Below are 15,067 nucleotides of genomic sequence, written 5' to 3'. Positions count from 1 at the left end.
CTCGTCTAGAACCGGCTCTGTTAGACCGGCTCGGCCGCCCAGCCGGCCGGCACCGTCACCAGCAGCAGCTCGAACCAGACCGTCGTCGTCCCGTCACCTCGGGTGTAGCCCCAGCGGTTGCTGAGCGCCTCCAGCATCGGCAGCCCGCGCCCGCTCGTCGCCCGCGGGTCGGCGCCGCACACGCACGGCGGGCCGTCAGAGCCCGCGTCCTCGACGCACACCAGCACCGTCGCTCCCGTCGCGCGCAGCCGCACGGTGAACGAGCCGCCCCCGCCCGAGCGGGTGTGCAGCACCGCGTTCGTGGCCAGTTCGCTGATCAGCAGCGCGCAGTCGTCGTGCAGCGGGTGGTCGCGGCCGAGGGTGCCGGTGACCAGGCCCCTCGCCCTGGCGACCGCCGCCGGGTCCCCGGGGAAGCGCATCTCGAGGTCGTGCTCGGGCTGATGGACGTCCGGTCGTGTCACGCTGACCCCCCGTTTCGGCGACGTTGTTCGACGCGCGAACCCACCCCCGCGGATTATCGCGAAAAGGTAGGAATCGCCTTTCCGGCGATCGGCTGTCGGGGTGCCGCGCCGGACCTTGTACGCTGCGATCGACGAGTCGACTAGGAGGGGTGCCTGGGTGAGCAGCCTGGAGGCCGTCTGGGTGCAGCGGTACGACCACCCGGGGGCGGCGGTCGTGACCGGAGTTTTCGACATCCTGCACGTTGGCCACGTGCGCTATCTCGGAGAGGTGGCCGCCCGGGGGCTGCCCCTGGTCGTCGGCGTAGAGGACGATCCTCGCGTACGGGCGTGGAAGGGCCCCTCGCGGCCGTTCAACCCGGCGGTGGAGCGGGCCGAGGTGCTCGCCGCGCTGCGCGCGGTGACCGGCGTGTTCATCGTCACCGGGCCGCCGGAGGCGCACGCGCCTGAGCACTACATCGATCTGCTGGCGCCGATGCGGCCGGGCGCGCTCGCCCACACCGCCGGCGACCCGCACGCCGGGGGCCGGCGCGCCGCCGCGGCGCTGCTGGGGGCCGAGTGCTGGGAGATGGAGGCCATCCCCGACCGCTCCACCACCCGCATCGTCAACGCCGCGGGCAAGGGGTAGCCCGGCCTCTCCCGTACGACGGCCGGGATGGGAAGACACCTGGCCCGGGGTCACCTGGGTGCGGAGCATGATCGCGTACCCTCCTGACATGATGTCCGATCGGCTCGCGCGCGGGGTCACCGACCTGCTCGCCCCGCAGGTCCTGGTGATCTCCATGCCGCCGGCCATCGGCCTGGTCGCCCAGGGCTGGACGGGGGCCGCGTGGGGGCTGGTGGCGTCGGTGCTGTGCGGGGGAGTGCCCGCTGCGGTGATCGCCGCCGGGGTGCGGTCGGGCCGCCTCGACTCCCACCACATCGTGGATCGGGCGAGCCGCCCGGGGCCGCTGCTGGCCGCCGTCGCGGGCGTGCTGGGCGCGCTGGTGCTGCTGGCCTGGCTGGGCGCGCCGCGGCTGCTGCTGGCCGCCGTGACCGCGATGCTCGCCGCGCTGGCCGTGACCATCCCGGTCACGTTCCGCTGGAAGATCTCCTTCCACGCCGCCGTGTGCGCGGGCACGGTCGTGGTGCTCGCGTACGTGCTGCCCGCCGTGCCGGTCCTGCTGGCCGGGGCGGCGGTGGTGGCGCTGGTCTGCTGGGCCAGGGTCCGGCTGGCGCACCACACCCCCGCCCAGGTGGCCGCGGGCACGGCCGTGGGCGCGCTCGTCACGTGGGCGACGCTGGCGGCGTTCGGGGTGGAATAGCCCCGCGGGAGCCGGGGTTTGCGTGGGTATGGATGCCGTGAGCCGTGGCCGGGTCCGCGTCGAGCCCTCGGCCAAGCGTGTCAGGATCTTTCTCGGTGGACGCCCGGTCGCCGACACCACCCGTGCCCTGCTGGTGTGGGAGGTGCCCTACTACCCGGCCTACTACGTCCCGCTGGACGACGTCCAGGCCGAGCTCAAGCCGACGGGAGCGGTCGAGCGCTCGCCGAGCCGGGGCGACGGGGTCGTCCACACGGTGACGGCGGGCGGGAAGGAGGCGGCCGACGCCGCCGTCACGTACCCGGACTCGCCGCTGGAGGCGATCAGGGGTCATGTCCGCTTCACCTGGGACGCCATGGACGCCTGGTTCGAGGAGGACGAACAGGTGTACGTGCACGCCCGCAGCCCCTACACCCGCGTCGACATCCTCCCCAGCTCCCGCCACGTCCGGGTCGAGGTCGCGGGCGTGACGGTGGCCGACTCGCGGCACGCCCGCATCCTGTTCGAGACGGGCCTGCCGCCCCGCTACTACCTGCCGAAGACGGACGTCCGGCTGGACCTCTTGGAACACACCGGCACCGTGACGCACTGCCCCTACAAGGGCACCGCCGAATACTGGTCGGTCAACGGCGAGAAGGACCTGGCGTGGTCGTACCCGACCCCGCTGCCCGAGAGCGAGCGCGTCGCCGGCCTGATCGCCTTCTACGACGAGAAGGTCGACGTCTACGTCGACGGCGAGCTCCAGGAACGTCCCAAGACCGTCTTCGGTTGACAGGCCGGGGCCGAGTCCATCACCCTTTCACTACTTCATTAGTGAAAGGGTGTTATGATCGAGTTCCAGCTCGACCGCGGGTCGGGCGTCGCCACGTACCTCCAGCTCGTCCACCAGGTCAAGCACGCGCTGCGGCTCGGCACGCTGCGCCCCGGTGACCAGTTGCCCACCGCGCGGGAGGTCGTCGAGAAGCTGGCGATCAACCCCAACACCGTGCTCAAGGCCTACCGGGAGCTGGAGCGTGAGGGGCTCGTGACGGGCCGGCCGGGGCTCGGCACGTTCGTGGAGCGCGGCTTCGGCGGGGCCGGGCTGGCCGAGCACACGCGGCTGCGGCGGGGGCTGGCCGCGTGGGTGCGTGAGGCCAGGGACGCCGGGCTCGACGAGGAGGACCTGCGGGCGCTGTTCGCCGCCGTCCTCTCCGACGCCTCCCGGGAGGGCGTGGCGTGAGCGCGCCGATCCTGGAGGTGCCCGTGCTGGAAACCACAGGGCTGAGCGTGCGGCGCCGGCGCGCGTGGGCGCTGCGCGACTGCTCGCTGTCCGTGCCCGCCGGGCGGGTCGCCGCGCTGGTCGGCCCCAACGGGGCCGGGAAGACCACGCTCATGCTCGCCGCCGTCGGCCTGCTCGCGCCCGACCGGGGACACGTCTCGGTACGGGGGACCGCCGCGTTCGTGGCCCAGGACAAGCCGCTGTACGAGTCGTTCACCGTCGGCGAGCTGCTGGAGTTCGGGCGGCGGACGAACACCCGCTGGGACGGCGAGGGCGCGCGGGCCCGGCTGGACGCGCTGGGCGTCCCCCTCGGCCGCAGGGCGGGCAGGCTGTCCGGCGGGCAGCAGGCGCAGGTCGCGATCACCCTCGCCCTGGCCAGGACGCCCGACCTCCTGGTCCTGGACGAGCCGCTGGCCAACCTCGACCCGCTGGCCCGGCACGACGTGATGCGCACCCTCATGGGCGAGGTGGCCGGGCGCGGCCTCACCGTGCTGCTGTCCTCGCACGTGATCGCCGACCTGGAGGACACCTGCGACTGGCTGGTCGTGCTCAACGGCGGCCGGCTCCAGGTCAGCGGCGACATCGACGACCTGCTGGCCGGCCATCTGCTGCTGTCCGGCCCGGCGGAGGCGGCCGAAGGGCTGGAGGCCGTCTCCGTGACCGGCACCGGCAGGCACGCCACCCTGCTGGTCCGCGGCGACCGCGCGCTCGACCCGCGCTGGAGCACCCGCCGTCCGAACCTGGACGAGCTGGTCATGGGCTACCTGCGCAGCCCTCAGGTGGCGGCGCTGCCGGGTCCTGCGGGGGTGGCGCGATGATCTGGGTCACCTGGCGCCAGCACCGGGCGCAGCTCCTGACCACCGCCGGCTTCCTGGTCGTGCTCGGGCTGCTGCTGCTCGGCTCCGCGACCGAGGCCCGGAGCTATGTGTCCGGCTACTTCCCTGACGGCTGCCCCGCCGGTTTCGCCCACTGCGGGTCGGTCGAGGTGGCGGTGGGCCTGGGGGAGCGGTACGACGCCGTCTACACGCTGTTCGGCTGGATGCCGCTGGTGCTGCCCGCGCTGATCGGCGCGTTCTGGGGGGCGCCGCTGCTCGGCAGGGAGTACGAGCGCGGCACCCACCGGCTGGCCTGGACCCAGTCCGTGCCGGTGCGGCGGTGGCTGGCGGTCAAGCTCGGCGTGCTGGGCGGCGCGGTGGTGGCCGGCGGGCTGCTGCTGTCGCTCATGGTCAGCCTGTGGCGTCCGGTGTTCAGAGAGGGGATCGACTCCGGGTTCGGCAACATCGGGGTGTTCAACATGACGGGGGTGGCGCCGGCCGCGTGGTGGCTGTACGCGTTCGCGGCCGGAGGGTTCGCCGGGACGCTGTTCAGGCGCACGCTCCCGGCGATGGCGCTGGTCGTGGCCGGGGTCGCGGCCACCATGTTCACGCTGTTCGCGCTCAGCGACCACTACGCCCCGCCGGACCGGGCCGTGCTGTCGGGCACGGTCGTGCTCGACGACCCCGACGCCCGGCTGGTCGGCGCCACCTGGGTGGACCCGTCGGGGCGGGCGGTGGACGACCCCGCCGCCTGCGAACGGGGCCTCGACACCGGGCGGAGCAGCGCGAAAGCCGAGGCGTGGCAGGACTGCCTGTTCGCCGAGGGCTACGCCTACGCCGTCACCTACCACCCGCCGGAGCGGTTCTGGCGCTTCCAGTGGACGGAGGCGGGCATCCTGGTGGCCGCCTCCGCCCTGCTGTGCGCCCTCACCGCGCGCCGCGTGCTGCGCCGCCGGGGGTGAGACCGTCAGGTGAGCAGTCTGGCCAGCACCCTCGTGCCGAACTCCAGCCCCGCCACCGGCACCCGCTCGTCCTTGCCGTGGAACATGCCGAAGTAGTCGAGATCCGGCCGCAGCATGAGCGGCGCGAACCCGTACCCCTGGATCCCGAGCCCGGCGAACGACTTGGCGTCCGTGCCGCCGCTCATCACGTACGGCACGGGCCTGGCCAGCGGGTCCTCGGCCACCAGCGAGCCGGCCAGCTCGTCGAAGAACGACGACGGGTACGGCGCCGCCGGGGCGTCCTCCAGGTTGACGAACTCGCGGGTGATCTTCGGGCCGAGCAGCTCGTCGAGCGTCTCCAGGAACTCCTCCCGCAGCCCCGGCAGGTAGCGGCCGTCGACGTGCGCCTCGGCCGAGGAGGGCACCACGTTCACCTTGTAGCCGGCGGCCAGCATCGTCGGGTTGGCCGAGTTGCGGATCTGGGCCTTGAACAGCTCGCCCAGCGGGCCGAGCCGGGCCGCCTCGGCGTCCAGCCGGTCCAGGTCCACCGGCTGTCCGGTGATCGCCGACAGCTCGCGGATCAGCGCCGCGACCGGCGGCGTGAGCCTTACCGGCCACTGGTGTGCGGCCAGGCGCGACAGCGCGTGCGCCAGCGTGGCCACCGGGTTGTCGACCGGAGGCTTGGAGCCGTGACCGGCCACGCCGTGCGCGGTCAGCTTCATCCAGGCGGTGCCGCGCTCGCCCACCGCCACCGGGTAGACCCGGTGGCCGCCGGACGTGACGCTGAACCCGCCCGACTCGCTGATCGCCTCCGTCACCCCGTCGAACAGCTCACGGTGCTCGGTCACCGCGTGGCGGGAGCCGTAGTCGCCGGTCGCCTCCTCGTCCGCCAGGAACGCCAGCACCAGGTCGCGCTTCGGCCGCTGCCCGCGCGCCCGCATGCCGAGCACGGTGGACAGGGTCATCGCGCACGAGCCCTTCATGTCGACCGCGCCCCTGCCGTACACGCAGCCGTCGACGATCTCGCCGGAGAACGGGTGCATCCGCCACTCGGCCGGGTCGGCGGGCACCACGTCCAGGTGGCCGTGGATCAGGAGCGCGTCGGAGGAGTCGCCGGCCATCCTGGCCACCACGGTCGTGCGCCGGGGCGCGGACTCGAACACCTCCGGCTCCAGCCCGGCGTCGGCCAGCAGCGTGGCGACGTACTCGGCCGCCGGGCGCTCGCCGGAGCCCGGGTTGGTGGTGTCGAACCTGATCAGGTCCGAGCAGATCTCGGCGACGCTCTTCACTTCCCGCCCTCCAGCTTCAGCGGCGCGACCTCGGGCGTCTCGAACCCGAACAGCTGACCGTAGAAGGCCAGCTCGGCCTCCAGCGCCGCGACGATGGTCTCCTCCCTGCGCCAGCCGTGCTGCTCGCCGGGGAAGGTGAGCAGCGCCCACCGCTTGCCGTGCCGGTCCAGCTCGGCGACGAACCGCTCGGCCTGGCTCACGTCCACGATCGCGTCCTCCAGCCCGTGCAGCATCAGGCACGGGCCGGACGCCCGGTGCGCGTGCAGCAGCGGCGAACGGTCGGTGTAGCGCTGCCGCGTCTCCGGCAGCGGCCCGATCAGCCCGTCCAGGTAGCGCGACTCGAAGTCGTGCGTCTCGGCCGCCCAGCTCTCCGGGTCGGTGATCGCGTACTGCGCGACGCCGCCCGCGAACACGTCGCTGTGCACCAGCGCCGCCACCGTCGTCCAGCCGCCGGCGCTGCCGCCCCTGATCGCGATCCTGGCCGCGTCGGCGCGGCCCAGCTCCACCAGCCCGCGCGCCACCTTCGCGCAGTCCTGCACGTCGACCACGCCCCACTGGTGGCGCAGCCGCTCCCGGTAGGCCCGCCCGTATCCGGCGGAGCCGCCGTAGTTGACCTCGGCCACGCCCAGCCCGCGGCTGGTGAAGTAGGCGATCTCCAGGTCGAGCATGACGGGGCTGCTGCCGGTCGGCCCGCCGTGCACGAAGATCACGTAAGGGGCCGGGCCCTGGACGCCGAGCGGCGGGTACACGTGCGCGTGCACCCCCTCGATCGTCATCGATTCCGGCTCGGGCAGCAGCGCGCGGTCCGGCAGCGGCCGGGGGGCCGACACGGTCTCCAGCCCGCCGCCGTCGAGGTCGGCCAGCACCACCTCCAGAGGCGAGAACGGGGTCGCGGGCACCGCCGCGGCCTTCCCGCCCGCCGCCGAGACGGTCGAGGCCCAGTGGGTGGCCTCGCCGCCGATCTCCCGCAGCTCGCCGGTGGCCGGGTCGAGCACGCCCAGCCGCCGCCGGTCGGCCGTGCCGTACACCAGCACCAGGCGGTCGCCGGCGAGCGCCAGCCAGGTCATGCCCGGCTTCCACGGCGCGTTGCCGAACTCCAGCTCCATCGGCGTGAGGTTGCGCCCGCGGACGCCGTCGCGGCCGATCTCGTGCACGTTCCACCAGCCGGTCGGGTCGGTGACCGCGTACAGCGTGTCGTCGTCGCGCCACTCGGCCTGCACGACCGACTCCTCCCGGCCGCCCGCCACCACCGTGTACGGGCCCGCGACGCCGTCGTCGCCGAGCGGGGCGACGCACAGCTCGGTGCCGTCCCACGGCATGTCCGGGTGGTCCCAGCCGATCCAGGCGACGTGGCCGCCGCCGGGGGAGAGACGCGGGTTCATCAGGAAGTGCTGCGCCTTCGCGACCACCCGCACCTCGCCGCCGGAAAGAGGGCCGGAAAGAGGGATCGCCACCAGGTCTCGCACGTCGTTGGTCTCCCGCACCGCCCACACCTCGGCCCGGCCCGGCGGCAGGTAGAGGTCCCCGTAGCGGGCCGGGCCCTCCGGCGTCAGCGGCACCGGGTCGCCGCCGTCGACGCGGTAGACCCGCTGGTCGGCCCAGTTCGTGAACACCAGGCCGCCGCCGGGCAACGGCCGCCACGAGCGGCCCCCGTACTCGACCAGCCGGTTGCGCGCGTTCCAGCCGCCGGGCAGCGCGTCCGCGCGCCCGCCGCCGGGCAGCCCGCGCACCACGCACCGCCGGCCGCCCTCGTGCGGGCGCGGCTCGTCCCACCACACCTCCACGCCCGCGGGCGTGGCGACGGCCTCGACCCACTGGGGGCCGCCGTCGGTGCGGGCCACATCAATCGCTTCAATACTCATGTCTCACCAATTGCCATCGGACTCGGGCAGGGACATCTCGGGTGGGTGCAGGACGTACGTGATGCCGCCGCTGCCGGAACTCCTGAGCCACACGCGCTCGAACGCCGCCCGCGGATACACCCGCCGCACCCGGCCGTCGGGCACGGCCGGGTCGTTGACCCGCACGTCGCCGCCGGCCGTGAAGCCGGTCACCACCATGAGGTTGCCGCTCGTGGAGTAGCCGGACCCGGGCAGCTCGCGCTCCTTGAAGGACAGCGACACCACCACCGGGATCCCGGCGCGGGCGAACCGCTCCAGCTCGGCCGCCGACCTCAGCCGGGTCACGAACCCGCGCAGGCCGTACGAGCCCGCGTACGCCACGTTGAACGGCCAGTTGCCGGTGCCCAGGTAGCTGCGGTCGTAGGTGCCGCGCGCGGCGTGGTCGACGGCCGGGTGGGGGCAGCCGCCGCCGACCCATCCCAGGTCGTCCGGCCCGCGGCCCCAGTAGGCCAGCACCATGGACGTCGCGGCGGGGCCGCACCAGTTGGCGCCGCCGCCGTCGTACTCCGGGTGGTGGCCCGCGTGCGCGTGCTGCCAGAGCGCCGGCACGTCCAGCTCCACCGGCTCGCGGCCGGACGGCGGCGAGCCGGACGGGTGCGGCGGCAGCGCCGACGCCATCACCGCGAGCCCGTCGACCCGCGCGCCCGCCCCGCACGCCCGCACCCGGACCCGGTAGGCGGTGACGGGCCGCCGGGCCACGAACGTGTCGACCGCCACGTCGCCGTCGTCGTCGCCCTGGCCGGCCACCGACGTGCGCGGCTCGCCGTGCTCGGACCAGCGGCCCATCACGTACCACTTGGTGCGGCGGCCCTCGGCGGTGACCGCCTGCAGCTCGACCTCGATCCAGGAGCCCGGCGGGGTGCGCGCGGTCCACGACGGCACCAGCTGCGTCGCAGGGAAGCCGATCCGCTGGTCGTCACCGGTCCAGCCGTCCCCGGTGTCCGGGAGCACGGGGGGCACGGCGAAGCGGGTGAGGGCGACGCGGGGCCGGTCGACAGTGAGCACCAGCCCCATTGTGGGGTCGCGCCGCAGGTCACGCATCGGATGTTTTACGTACTGGCCTGATTGTCGGTCGTGATCACTATCGTCCGGGCCATGACTCAAGCAGTGCAGGCGTACTCCTACGCCGGGGCCTCCACGCTCGCCGACGGCAGGCTCGGCCTGTCGACCTCCGGCGGCACGGCGCTGTCCGGGCCCCACACGCACCCGAGGTTCTTCAGCGGCCTGCTCACCCAGGCCGCCCCGGCCGCGGCCGGGCTGCTGGCGGTGGCCGACGTGGCGCTGGCCCGCTACCACCAGCCGCGCCCTGGCTGGACCCGCGACCCGGTGGTGACCTGCGACGGCGACCGGCTCAGGTTCGAGTCGTTCTCCGCCTGCGGCGGCGTCTACGCCCGGCTAGACGTGACCGCCCTCGACGGCGAGGTGCTCGACCGCGGCACCACCAACGTCGACGTCAACGGCCCGCTGCGCGAGTCGCTGCGCCGGGTCGGCGGCCGTGACCCGCTCCACCTGGGCGTCGGCCCCGACGAGCTGACCGTCACCACGCTCGACGGCGCCGTGGTGGAGAAGAAGGTGCCGCTGCCGACCCGGTGGCTGCGCGGTTTCGCCGAGGTGCAGGTGATCGCGGCCGGGTTCGACCTGCGGGCCGAGCTGAACGGGCCGCAGGCGGTGCGCTTCCTGCGCTCGCTGCCGCGCCGCGCGCGCGGCGCCGTCTGGGCCGCGCCCGCCGGACGCGACCTGCGCCTGGCCGCCGGCCCCGGCCGCGGCGCCGTCTGCCTGTCGGGCACCGGGCGGATCGTCACGCTCATGCCGCTGCTCAGGTTCGCCAAGGCGCTGCGCGTGTACGGCCCCGCGGGCGACGCCGAGCACCAGGCGAGCGCGTGGGAGCTGGAGCTGCCCGGGATGCGCTACACGCTGGCGGTCTCGCCGCAGCCGTGGCGCGGCTTCTCCGGCGAGGGCCAGGTGCTGGAGGACCTGGCCACCGACGAGGCCGCCGGCGACGCCGACCTGATCGGCATGCTGCTCAACTTCGAGCCCGCCGTGGAGATCGGGCTGCTCGCCGACCGCTCCGGCCTCCCGCCCGCGCGGGTGCGCGCCGCGCTCACCCAGCTCGGCACCGCCGGCCGCGTCGGGTACGACCTGCACGACGCGTCCCACTTCCACCGGGAGCTCCCGTACGACCGCGACCAGGTCGCGGAGCTCAACCCGCGGCTCACCGCGGCCCGCGCCCTGGTGGAGTCGGGCGCGGTGCGGCTGGAGGGCGACCACGCGGAGGTCACCACGCCGGGCGGCGTCCGCCGGGTCGCGGTCGGGCCGGGTTCGTGCACCTGCGAGTGGTGGTTCGACCACCGCGGCTCCCGCGGCCCGTGCAAGCACGTGCTCGCCGCCAGGATCGCCGCCCGCGCCACCGTGGAGGCCCCCGTCTGACACGGCCCCGGGTTCAGGGGTCCGTGTCGCCGTGTCGTAGGGCGGGCCGGGCTACAGGTAGAGGCCGGTGTTGTCGTCGGAGGCGGCCGGGGTGAAGGTGCGGCCGGTGCGGAGCGCGTACAGCTCGGCGAGGGTCGCGCCCGACGGGCCGATGCCGTCGGAGGAGCCCAGCCAGGCGACCGCCTCCTCGCGCGACAGCGGGCCGACCTCCAGCTGCGCCAGGCAGCGGCCGGGACGCACGACGGCGGGATGCAGGCGGGTCAGGTCCTCGTTCGTGGTGATCGCCACCAGCACGTCGCGGCCCTGGCCGAGCAGGCCGTCGGTCAGGTTGAGCAGCCGCGACAGGCCCTGGCCCGCCTGCGACTTGGCCGACGCGCTGATCAGCTCGTCACAGTCTTCGAGCACGAGCAGCCGCCAGCGCTGCTTCTCGTCCTCGTCGTTGTCGTAGCCGACGGCCACCTCCATCAGGTAGCCGGGGTCGTCGAACAGCCGCTCGGGGTCGAGCACGCAGTCGACCTGACACCAGTCGTGCCACTGCTTGGCCAGCGTGCGCAGCAGCGTCGTCTTGCCGGTGCCCGGCGGGCCGTGCAGCAGGAGGAGGCGGCCGTTCACGTCGCCGGGGGTGATCGTCATCAGGTCGGCCAGGCCGCCGCGCACCCGCTCGGCGTAGTTGCCGCTGATCTGGTCCCACGGCTGGGCGGTGATCGGCTTCTCCGACCGGTTGCCGCCGTGGGAGCCGCGCCACCAGAAGCCCATCTCCACGTGGTCGGTCTCCGGCGCGGCCTCCTCGGCGCCGGCGACGCTCTCCTTGAGCACGGTGCGGGCCAGGTCCTCGCTGATCGCGCTCACGCTCAGGGTGGCCGAGCGGTTGCGGTGCCTGATCACCCGCAGGGTCCAGCCCTCGCCGCAGATCAGCCGCGACTCCATGCCGTCCTCGACCATGGCGGTGCGCACCACGCGGCCCTCGGCGGGGCGCAGCGGCGCGTCGGCGCGGACCCGCTCCAGGCTGGCGACCCGCGACCACGGCTGCAGGCCCGTCGCGAACGGCGACAGGGCCAGCGCGTCGATCACGTCGACGGCCGAGTCGGAGTCGTCGAGCCAGATGTTCATGGGAAGCTCGGCGTCTTCCGGGCTGGGGAACGGCACCTCCCTGATGACAGACATGGGGTCTATGATCACATCCTCGGGTGCGCGTGTCGAAAACTTTAACCTGCTCGCTTCAGCTCACCGTCACTTTTTCCGCCCATCGGCATGGTCAGCCGGTAATCCGCCTCGTTGTCGTCGGTGCGCTCCAGCGTCACCCGCATGCCGCCGGCGCTGTCGTACACCGCGCACAGACCGCCCAGCCCGCCGAGCCGGAACGACAGCTTCTTCTCCGACACCTCCGTCACCTGGAGTGTGCCGGTCTCGCAGCCCGCGTCCTCGCCGGGGGCGTGCCAGGTGCCGGTGCTCTCGCCCTCCTTGAGGGTGATGGCGACGGGTTCGTCCTCGAACTTCCTGTCCAGCATCTCGCTGTCGGCGGTGCCCTCCCACGTGCCGGCGAACGCGGCCGGGATCCGCAGGTCGCCCCGGCCGCTCTGAGCCGGTGAGCGGGTGGGCTCCCGACGCACGGGCTCCTCGGCCTGGGTGGATTCGCCGGCTCGGGTCGGCTCCCCGGCCGGGGTCGGCTCTCCGCTCGGGGAAGGCGGGACCGTCGTGGAGACGGTGTTCTGAGTGGGAAGGGCGGCGGAGTCCCTCGCGCCGAAGTACGTCCACAGCAGCGCCGCGCCGCCGGCCGCCAGCGCCACCACCACGGCCAGCGCGCCGACCAGCACCGCCCTGGAGCGCCCGCGCCCCGGCCCGGTGGTGAGAGCGGGGGCCCCCGGCCCTGTCCGATCCACCCTCCGCCCTTCGCCAGCACCCGTCCCGGTGGGGCCGTCGACCGGGCCGGGGGAGCCGGGGTTGACCAGCTGGACCATCAGGGAGGGGGCGGTGGGGCGCAGGGCCGGGTCCTTGGCGAGGGCCGAGGCGATGGGGCCGCGCAGACGCGGGGGGAGCGGTCGCAGGTCCGGTTCGGTGTGCAGGACGCGGTGGAGCACGGCGGGGACCGTGTCGGCGCCGAACGGGCTCACCCCGGTCGCCGCGAACAGCACGGTCGCCGCCCACGCGAACACGTCGGAGGCCGGGGACGCCGGGGCGCCGCCGATCTGCTCGGGCGACAGGTAGGCGGGGGTGCCGATCAGCCCGGACGTCATGGTCGCCGCCCCCTCGGCCCTGGCGATGCCGAAGTCGACCACCCGCGGCCCGTCCGGCCCCAGCAGCACGTTGGCCGGTTTGAGGTCGCGGTGCACGATGCCGGCCGCGTGGATCGCCGCCAGGGCCGTGGCCGTGCCGATCGCCACCCGCTCCAGGTCTCCGCCCGCCAGCGGCCCCCGGTCGCGCACCCGCTCGAACAGCGAGGGGCCGTCGATGAACTCGCTGATCACGTACGGGCGTGGCCCGTCGGTCGAGGCGGCCAGCACCCGCGCCGTGCAGAACGAGGCGATGCCCTCCAGGGCCGCCAGCTCGCGCGCCAGCCGCGCCCGCGTCTCGCGGTCGCCCGTGCTCAGCAGCTTGATCGCGACCGGCTCGCCGGCCTCGGAGTGCGCCAGGTAGACGACGCCCTGCCCGCCCTCGCCGAGCCGCCCGGCCAGCCGGTAGCCGCCGAGCTCGGCCGGATCGCCGGGCGTCAGGGGAGTCGCCATGGTTCGTTACGTTACAGGTCGCCCCGGTTCGCCGGTATGGTGATCGATCTCTCCGCCGGGGGCGTCGGGGTGCTCGCCGGGCGCTGATCCGTACCTGGAAGCTGCGCTAGCGTTCGGCGGGTGAGGACCATCGACTGGGTGGACGGCGCCGTCGAGCTCGTCGACCAGACCCGGCTGCCCGACGAGTGCGTGACCCTGCGCGTCGAGACCGTGGACGAGCTGGTCGGCGCCATCCGCCGGCTCTCCGTGCGGGGCGCGCCCGCGCTCGGCGTGGCGGGGGCGCTCGGCGTGGTGCTGGCCCGCGGCGACCAGGATGCCGTCGCCCGGCTGCGCGCGGCCCGGCCCACCGCCGTCAACCTGGCCTGGGGCGTCGACCGGGCCGCCGCCCGCATCCCGGAGGGGCCCGAGGCGGTGCTGGAGACGGCGCTGCGCATCAGGGACGACGACATCGCGGCCTGCCACGCCATGGGCGAGCGGGGCGCCGAGCTGCTCGAAGGCGACCGGCTGCGCATCATGACCGTGTGCAACACCGGCGGCCTGGCCTGCGTCGAGCGGGGCACCGCGCTCGGCGTCGCGCAGACCCTGCACGAACGCGGCAGGCTCGCCGAGGTCCTCGCCCTGGAGACCCGCCCCCTGCTGCAGGGCGCCCGGCTCACCGCCTGGGAGCTGGCCAGGATGGGCGCGCCGCACCGCCTCGTCACCGACGGCGCCGGACCGTACCTGCTGGCCAGGGGAGGCGTCGACGCGGTGCTGATCGGCGCCGACCGGATCGCCGCCAACGGCGACACCGCCAACAAGATCGGTTCGTACGCGCTCGCGCTCGGCGCGGAGCGGGCCGGGGTGCCGTTCATCGTCGTCGCCCCCGAGAGCACGATCGACCCGGCCACCCCGTCGGGCGAGCACATCGAGATCGAGGACCGCGGAGCTGACGAGATCGTGGCCTTCCGCGGCACGCGCGTGGCTCCCGAAGGCACGGACGCGCTCAATCCCGCCTTCGATGTGACACCACATGACCTGATCACGGCGATCGTGACGGAAGAGCGGGTCATCCGGCCATAGGTAAAATCAACCGAATATCCTCACCTGAATGAGGGAGGACGTTACGCTGAGTGTTCAAGGTGACGTCTTCCGGGAGTAAGTCATGGCCATTGACTTGATCAGCAGGAAAGCGTGGGGTGCCCGATCGCCGCGGGGGAGCCATACCCGGCTCGACTCGACCAAGGGCGTGAAGGTCCACTACACCGGCGGGCGGGTCGACCCCCGCATCGTCGACGAGCATGACCGTTGCACGACCCTGGTCCGCTCGATCCAGAACTCGCACATGGACGGCAACGGCTGGATCGACATCGGCTACTCGTTCGTGGCGTGCCCGCACCGGAAGGTCTTCGAAGGCCGAGGGCTCAACCGGTTGCCCGCCGCCAACGGCTCCGGGCTCAACCGGGGCCACTACGCGGTGCTCGGGTTGGTGGGCAACGCGGGGCTGTTGGAACCGCCTGACGGGATGTTGCACGCGATTCTGGACGCCATTGACCATACCCGGCAGAACGGGCGGGCGGGCGATGAGATCAAGGGGCACCGTGACGGGTACGCCACCGACTGCCCGGGCGGGCCGCTGTACGCGTGGGTCCGCCGGGGCGCGCCCCGGCCCGACGGCGGGGGCAACGGCGCCCCTGAGCCGCCGGGCGCGCCGCCGTTCCCCGGCCGGCTGCTCAAGTACCCGCCGGTGACGCGCGGCGACGACGTGCGCACGTGGCAGGCCAAGATGGCCGAGCGCGAGTGGGAGATCGACGTGGACGGCGCGTACGGGCCCCAGTCGCGCGACGTGTGCCGCCGCTTCCAGCGCCAGCAGAAGATCGACGACGACGGCGTAGTGGGCCCCGTCACATGGCGGCGCACGTGGGAGGCACCTCAGGGGTAGGACTGGGGCCGACCCCCGGTTACCTCGTAAATCAGC

The 15,067-nt window shown here is 73.9% G+C and carries 15 protein-coding genes; 9 read left to right on the top strand and 6 right to left on the bottom strand.

Features of this window, described 5'->3' with window-relative positions:
* Positions 1 to 20 precede the first annotated feature (20 nt).
* Positions 21 to 461, bottom strand: coding sequence for an ATP-binding protein (locus tag FR742_RS21090; RefSeq protein ID WP_261808648.1), 441 nt, complete (start codon positions 459 to 461; stop codon positions 21 to 23).
* A 157-nt stretch (positions 462 to 618) separates the two neighbouring features.
* On the opposite strand from FR742_RS21090, the gene FR742_RS21085 reads away from it, so the two are divergent.
* From FR742_RS21085 to FR742_RS21060, 6 genes are all read left to right on the top strand, one after another.
* Entirely contained in the window at positions 619 to 1,086 is a 468-nt protein-coding gene (locus FR742_RS21085) for an adenylyltransferase/cytidyltransferase family protein (protein ID WP_148032533.1), read from the top strand.
* Between the two features lie 88 nt (positions 1,087 to 1,174).
* Positions 1,175 to 1,762, top strand: a complete 588-nt coding sequence (locus FR742_RS21080) for a hypothetical protein (protein WP_148032532.1) — start codon at positions 1,175 to 1,177, stop codon at positions 1,760 to 1,762.
* A gap of 28 nt (positions 1,763 to 1,790) precedes the next feature.
* Positions 1,791 to 2,531 carry a DUF427 domain-containing protein gene (locus FR742_RS21075; RefSeq protein ID WP_148032531.1) on the top strand — a complete coding sequence of 247 codons (741 nt, stop codon included), beginning with the start codon at positions 1,791 to 1,793 and terminating at the stop codon, positions 2,529 to 2,531.
* A 54-nt stretch (positions 2,532 to 2,585) separates the two neighbouring features.
* A complete protein-coding gene (locus FR742_RS21070; RefSeq protein WP_148032530.1) occupies positions 2,586 to 2,978 on the top strand; it encodes a GntR family transcriptional regulator in 393 nt (130 codons plus the stop codon).
* Positions 2,975 to 3,835 carry an ABC transporter ATP-binding protein gene (locus FR742_RS21065; protein ID WP_261808647.1) on the top strand — a complete coding sequence of 287 codons (861 nt, stop codon included), beginning with the start codon at positions 2,975 to 2,977 and terminating at the stop codon, positions 3,833 to 3,835. Before FR742_RS21070 ends, FR742_RS21065 begins: the two co-directional genes overlap by 4 nt.
* Positions 3,832 to 4,794, top strand: coding sequence for an ABC transporter permease (locus FR742_RS21060; RefSeq protein WP_148032529.1), 963 nt, complete (start codon positions 3,832 to 3,834; stop codon positions 4,792 to 4,794). Before FR742_RS21065 ends, FR742_RS21060 begins: the two co-directional genes overlap by 4 nt.
* 5 nt (positions 4,795 to 4,799) lie before the next feature.
* Here FR742_RS21060 and FR742_RS21055 read toward each other — a convergent pair whose 3' ends face one another.
* The 3 genes from FR742_RS21055 to FR742_RS21045 are packed head-to-tail and all read right to left on the bottom strand — an operon-like array spanning position 4,800 to position 8,977.
* A complete protein-coding gene (locus tag FR742_RS21055) occupies positions 4,800 to 6,062 on the bottom strand; it encodes a M20/M25/M40 family metallo-hydrolase (RefSeq protein WP_148032528.1) in 1,263 nt (420 codons plus the stop codon).
* Entirely contained in the window at positions 6,059 to 7,924 is a 1,866-nt protein-coding gene (locus FR742_RS21050) for a prolyl oligopeptidase family serine peptidase (RefSeq protein ID WP_187281239.1), read from the bottom strand. Before FR742_RS21050 ends, FR742_RS21055 begins: the two co-directional genes overlap by 4 nt.
* A 3-nt stretch (positions 7,925 to 7,927) precedes the next feature.
* Positions 7,928 to 8,977 (bottom strand): peptidase C39 family protein, encoded by a 1,050-nt coding sequence (locus FR742_RS21045; RefSeq protein ID WP_148034707.1) that lies wholly within the window; start codon positions 8,975 to 8,977, stop codon positions 7,928 to 7,930.
* Between the two features lie 81 nt (positions 8,978 to 9,058).
* Between FR742_RS21045 and FR742_RS21040 the strand changes: the two genes are divergently transcribed.
* Positions 9,059 to 10,390 carry an SWIM zinc finger family protein gene (locus FR742_RS21040; protein ID WP_148032527.1) on the top strand — a complete coding sequence of 444 codons (1,332 nt, stop codon included), beginning with the start codon at positions 9,059 to 9,061 and terminating at the stop codon, positions 10,388 to 10,390.
* Between the two features lie 51 nt (positions 10,391 to 10,441).
* On the opposite strand, the gene FR742_RS21035 is transcribed toward FR742_RS21040, so the two are convergent.
* Positions 10,442 to 11,554 carry a DUF5925 domain-containing protein gene (locus FR742_RS21035; protein ID WP_148032526.1) on the bottom strand — a complete coding sequence of 371 codons (1,113 nt, stop codon included), beginning with the start codon at positions 11,552 to 11,554 and terminating at the stop codon, positions 10,442 to 10,444.
* A 41-nt stretch (positions 11,555 to 11,595) separates the two neighbouring features.
* Entirely contained in the window at positions 11,596 to 13,113 is a 1,518-nt protein-coding gene (locus FR742_RS21030) for a serine/threonine-protein kinase (protein WP_148032525.1), read from the bottom strand.
* 120 nt (positions 13,114 to 13,233) lie between these two features.
* Here FR742_RS21030 and mtnA point away from each other — a divergent pair, with 120 nt between their 5' ends.
* Both mtnA and FR742_RS21020 read left to right on the top strand, forming a co-directional pair.
* Positions 13,234 to 14,172 carry an S-methyl-5-thioribose-1-phosphate isomerase gene (mtnA, locus tag FR742_RS21025; RefSeq protein WP_148032524.1) on the top strand — a complete coding sequence of 313 codons (939 nt, stop codon included), beginning with the start codon at positions 13,234 to 13,236 and terminating at the stop codon, positions 14,170 to 14,172.
* An 82-nt stretch (positions 14,173 to 14,254) separates the two neighbouring features.
* On the top strand, positions 14,255 to 15,031 hold the full coding sequence (locus FR742_RS21020) for an N-acetylmuramoyl-L-alanine amidase (protein ID WP_148032523.1): 777 nt from the start codon (positions 14,255 to 14,257) through the stop codon (positions 15,029 to 15,031).
* Positions 15,032 to 15,067: the final 36 nt, after the last annotated feature.

It is taken from the genome of Nonomuraea sp. C10 (assembly GCF_008017515.1).
GTDB classification, from domain to species: Bacteria; Actinomycetota; Actinomycetes; order Streptosporangiales; family Streptosporangiaceae; genus Nonomuraea; species Nonomuraea ferruginea.
This window is presented reverse-complemented; position numbering and strand designations above follow the sequence as displayed.

Coding starts and splice junctions, on each gene's coding strand:
- FR742_RS21080 (WP_148032532.1), top strand. CDS start 1,175: ATGATGTCCGATCGGCTCGCGCGCGGGGTCACCGACCTGCTCGCCCCG.
- FR742_RS21075 (WP_148032531.1), top strand. CDS start 1,791: ATGGATGCCGTGAGCCGTGGCCGGGTCCGCGTCGAGCCCTCGGCCAAG.
- FR742_RS21070 (WP_148032530.1), top strand. CDS start 2,586: ATGATCGAGTTCCAGCTCGACCGCGGGTCGGGCGTCGCCACGTACCTC.
- FR742_RS21060 (WP_148032529.1), top strand. CDS start 3,832: ATGATCTGGGTCACCTGGCGCCAGCACCGGGCGCAGCTCCTGACCACC.
- FR742_RS21050 (WP_187281239.1), bottom strand. CDS start 7,924: ATGAGTATTGAAGCGATTGATGTGGCCCGCACCGACGGCGGCCCCCAG.
- FR742_RS21045 (WP_148034707.1), bottom strand. CDS start 8,977: ATGGGGCTGGTGCTCACTGTCGACCGGCCCCGCGTCGCCCTCACCCGC.
- FR742_RS21040 (WP_148032527.1), top strand. CDS start 9,059: ATGACTCAAGCAGTGCAGGCGTACTCCTACGCCGGGGCCTCCACGCTC.
- FR742_RS21035 (WP_148032526.1), bottom strand. CDS start 11,554: ATGTCTGTCATCAGGGAGGTGCCGTTCCCCAGCCCGGAAGACGCCGAG.
- FR742_RS21030 (WP_148032525.1), bottom strand. CDS start 13,113: ATGGCGACTCCCCTGACGCCCGGCGATCCGGCCGAGCTCGGCGGCTAC.
- FR742_RS21020 (WP_148032523.1), top strand. CDS start 14,255: ATGGCCATTGACTTGATCAGCAGGAAAGCGTGGGGTGCCCGATCGCCG.